Source organism: Gordonibacter pamelaeae (assembly GCF_003340385.1).
Lineage (GTDB): Bacteria > Actinomycetota > Coriobacteriia > Coriobacteriales > Eggerthellaceae > Gordonibacter > Gordonibacter pamelaeae.
In genome coordinates this window covers 1-975 of sequence record NZ_PPTS01000026.1, presented here as the reverse complement: position 1 = coordinate 975, position 975 = coordinate 1, and the positions used below count along the sequence as shown (strand labels likewise).

At 71.5% G+C, this 975-nt stretch carries 1 protein-coding gene; it reads right to left on the bottom strand.

Features of this window, described 5'->3' with window-relative positions:
- On the bottom strand, positions 1-817 hold an 817-nt coding region (locus C1877_RS15050; protein ID WP_114569524.1), incomplete at its 3' end, for a 4Fe-4S dicluster domain-containing protein.
- Positions 818-975: the final 158 nt, after the last annotated feature.

The following is a 975-nucleotide window of genomic DNA, read 5'->3' as shown; positions in this document are numbered from 1 at the left end:
CGGCCCGGTACAGCTCGATCGGGCCCATGTTGCGGTCCTCGTCCACGGTCGAGGCCTCCAGCACGCGCGTGAGGTAGCCCTCGGCCTCCGCGTACACGCGCCAGCCGGCGGCGCCCACCTGGTGGAACCAGAAGTCGCCGAACTCGTCGGCCTCGGTCGCCAGCACCTCGCCCGTGGCAAGGTTCTCGGCCGTCACCCTGGCGCCGGGGACCACCTCGTCGGCCTCCGGGTCCACCACGACGCCGGCCAGGAAGCGCCTCGGCAGGTTGAGGTAGTGCACCCGGGGCCTGTCCGCCTCCGCGCGCCCGGGAACGAGCGCCTCCGCCGCCGCGATCTCCTCGGCGAGGTCCTCCTCGTCGCCGAAGCGCAGGGCGCCGTGCGGGCACACGTCCACGCAGTGCGGCGCCTCGCCGGCGTCCACGAGGTGGGCGCAGCCGGTGCACTTCTGGGGGATGGCCAGCTCCTCGTTCCAGAAGATGGCGCCGTAGGGGCACGCCTCCACGAGCTCGCGCCTCCCGGCCGCCTTCTCCGGGTCCACGATCACCAGCTCGTCCTCGCGGCGGTAGACCGCCTCGGGCGCCGCGGCCATGCAGGGCGCGTTCTCGCAGTGCTGGCAGCGGTGCATGACGTAGGACACCCTCACCTTCGGCACCTGGCCGCGCACGCGCTCCTCGATGCGGCACCAGAAGTGGCCCGTGTCGGGCTGGGGCCTCGACCAGGGGCTCCAGTCGTTGTCCACGTGCTCGTCCTTGCAGGCTATCTGGCAGTTGCGGCAGCCGTTGCACTTGGCCGCGTCGAACACGAACACCTTGCCCATATCCCTACTCCCCTTCCTTGCCGTCGACCACGCGGGCGGTTGCCACCAGGCCGCAGTCGGGCTCGTAGTCGCGCCCGAACGCCTCCGGGTACTGCTCGGCCAGCGCGAACACGTCGACCTTCTCGATGTTCACCAGGAAACCGCTCGTCACCTCGCCG